3 protein-coding genes and 2 pseudogenes are annotated in these 1,814 nt (G+C 37.9%); all 5 read right to left on the bottom strand.

Annotation, left to right across the window (positions count from 1 at the left end):
- A partial coding sequence (locus DZ54_RS0116825; protein WP_025675360.1) for a glycosyltransferase occupies window positions 1–284 on the bottom strand: 284 nt, incomplete at its 3' end.
- A gap of 119 nt (window positions 285–403) precedes the next feature.
- Entirely contained in the window at window positions 404–703 is a 300-nt protein-coding gene (locus DZ54_RS22890; RefSeq protein WP_037355158.1) for a glycosyltransferase family protein, read from the bottom strand.
- Window positions 704–768: 65 nt separating this feature from the next.
- A pseudogene (locus DZ54_RS23810) lies at window positions 769–1,083 on the bottom strand (ISAs1 family transposase); the annotation flags it as partial.
- Window positions 1,084–1,126: 43 nt separating this feature from the next.
- The gene (locus tag DZ54_RS0116835) at window positions 1,127–1,474 is read right to left on the bottom strand and encodes an acyltransferase (protein WP_128080570.1); all 348 of its coding nucleotides are present in this window, start codon (window positions 1,472–1,474) and stop codon (window positions 1,127–1,129) included.
- A 148-nt stretch (window positions 1,475–1,622) separates the two neighbouring features.
- Window positions 1,623–1,814 (bottom strand): annotated as a pseudogene (locus tag DZ54_RS24530) (IS1634 family transposase); the annotation flags it as partial.

A 1,814-nucleotide genomic window follows, 5' to 3' on the forward strand; every position in this document is an offset into this window, starting at 1 on the left:
TCACCTAATATTATCAGCCTTAATGATGAATCTTTTCTATAGGACTTTTCAAATGCTTTAATAAGTAAAGCTTGGTTTTTCTGCTCGTGTAATCGACCGACGTTTAAAATAACTTTCAAACCACTATCAAATAACCATGGGTGTAAATAATCGTGCTTATCTTCTAGTAATTTTTCGAAATCCGCAGGTAAAACCGGATTACCGATAACATTAATTTTCTCAGCTGATGTTATATTCCTTTGAATTAAATCATTTTTTGTATCTCTAGAGTTCGCAATAACCAAATCAGCCCTGAAGTAAGTTAGCCTCATTAAGTTTTTGTAATGTAAAAGATTTTAAAAAAGACATATTATCAAGGCCATCTAGTGTATTAGCCTACTCGAAAATTTAAATTTTATTATTCTTAATTTAAAAGAGTAGCTAAGCCGACAATAATGTTTACATCACAGATTACTGATAATACATGAGTTGGTTCTTCACTTCGAATTAACCTTATAATAGAACTTAGTGCATATCTTGCCCTGGCAACGTTCAAGTTAATACATTTAACGTTATCATTGACCATGCTTTTATAAGGACCAGAGTCCCTCAAAACAACAAGAGTCACGTCAATACCCTCAAGTGTATATTGATTTGCTAAGTTAACTGCGACTTTTTCGGCTCCACCACCAGAATATGATGGGGAAAATATCATTAATTTCATATTGTTATGTCTTTTTAAAGATAAACCATGGGACGTTACTCACGGAAAACGCATGAACATCCCCGTCACGAAAGGCTTCCCAGCACGGTCGCTAGGTACTCTTGGTCCATCGCGCACATCATTCGCTTGCGTTGAATGCCGGCTTTGAAACTCTTCTCTTGCTTTAATAAATTCAAAACCATTTTCCTTATTCGTACAAAAACTTCCGCTCGGTCATCGACTCTTATTCGGCAGGCATCTTCTTTTAATCCAACATCAAGTTGCCAGTGCATTGATTCAATTAACCAGTGCGAGCGCGTGGCATCATGAAGTTCTTTCGATGTGAGTGCTTTTGAGCTTACATAACAGCGCCCTGAGATATTTGATTCTTCGGCGTGTTTCCCTGGACGCGGATCTTCACGTACCTATCTATGATTCACTAAGTTAATGAAACAGTTGTCGACTTTTTAGTTCTTCATAATGTTCGATATCCCGATAAGCGAATACTTTACAAGGATGACCACCTGCTATCGCATATTTTGGAATGTCATTAACAACTACGCTACCCGCTTGAATAATTGCTCCTTCGCCTATCGTAACTCCACCAAGAACTATAACACGAGAGCCAAGCCAAACCTGATCTTCTATCACTATATTTTTATAAATATACGAGTCATCATATGGAATCTTAGTACCACCATCAAAATTGTGATTTTGAGAGATCATTAGGCATTCAGGTCCTGAATGGAAGTTATTTCCAATACTAACTTCACCGCCACCGCTGATTTTCATACCGTTGAAGCTAACGTTTTCCCCGAGTCTAGTTTTTCTTGTTACTTGTGATTTTCCATTTACTTTTAATCCTTCCCCAACTTGTAAAGCACTCCTTTTTACTCTATATCGGTACAGATTTCTCTTTATCCGAGTTTCCGCACCTAATTTAGGAATAAACCGTTTCGTATAACTGACCCAATAGTTTCAGCAATCGTCGTTGGTGTTCTCGTACACCGGTTATGAAGCTCTGACCACCGAATTCGAGTGTATCGATCCCTTCAAATTTTAAGAACACCCAACGTGCCGTCGGTTTAGTGGTTGTTTTGTTCTTCACCATGCTTGGGAAGAACGCTTCTGA

Source organism: Salinivibrio socompensis S35 (assembly GCF_000513715.1).
Taxonomy (GTDB): domain Bacteria; phylum Pseudomonadota; class Gammaproteobacteria; order Enterobacterales; family Vibrionaceae; genus Salinivibrio; species Salinivibrio socompensis.